This is a genomic window from Pseudomonas sp. GW821-FHT03C07 (assembly GCF_059420925.1).
This window is the reverse complement of sequence record NZ_JBWKUQ010000052.1, coordinates 1-719: the sequence shown is the minus strand read 5'-3', so window position 1 is coordinate 719 and position 719 is coordinate 1. Positions and strand designations below refer to the sequence as shown.

Annotated in this window: 1 protein-coding gene; it reads right to left on the bottom strand. The window is 64.1% G+C overall.

Going from position 1 to position 719, the window contains the following annotated elements; all coding sequences use genetic code 11:
- The coding region (locus tag AC07VG_RS33445; RefSeq protein ID WP_495022571.1) for a transketolase family protein at positions 1–719 on the bottom strand (719 nt) is incomplete at both ends.

Sequence of the window (719 nt, the reverse complement as noted above, 5' to 3'; positions counted from 1 at the left end):
TCAGGCTCGCCCGCGCAATCCTTCAACACATAACCACCGCGGTTGATGCATTCGATCTGCACCGCATCGCGCTGCTGATGTTGCAGGTTCTGCCGGGAAAAGATCAGCGCCGAAGGGCCGTCCTTGCGCTCGATGGCGTTTTTCCAGGCCACGGCGGATTCCACCGCGTCGGCCGGACGCCAGGTGTCGAGGTTCGGCGTGCAACGCAGGCTCGCCAGTTGCTCGATCGGCTGGTGGGTCGGACCGTCTTCGCCCAGACCGATGGAGTCGTGGGTGTAGACATGGATCACCCGCGTCTTCATCAGCGCCGACATACGGACCGCGTTGCGCGCGTATTCCATGAACATCAGGAAGGTCGCGCCGTAAGGCACCAGGCCGCCGTGCAGGGAAACGCCGTTCATGATCGCGGTCATGCCGAATTCGCGCACGCCGTAGTACATGTAGTTGCCGCTGGCATCTTCAGCGCTGACCCCCTTGCAACCTTTCCACAGGGTCAGGTTGGAACCGGCCAGGTCGGCCGAACCGCCGAGGAACTCAGGCAGCAACGGGCCAAAGGCGTTCAGCGCGTTCTGGCTGGCCTTGCGGCTGGCGATGGTTTCGCCCTTGGCCGCGACTTCGGCGATATAGGCCGAGGCTTTTTCGGCGAAGTCGGCGGGCAGCTCGCCGCTCAGGCGCCGCACCAACTCATTGGCTTCGGCCGGGAAGGCCGCGGAGTAGGC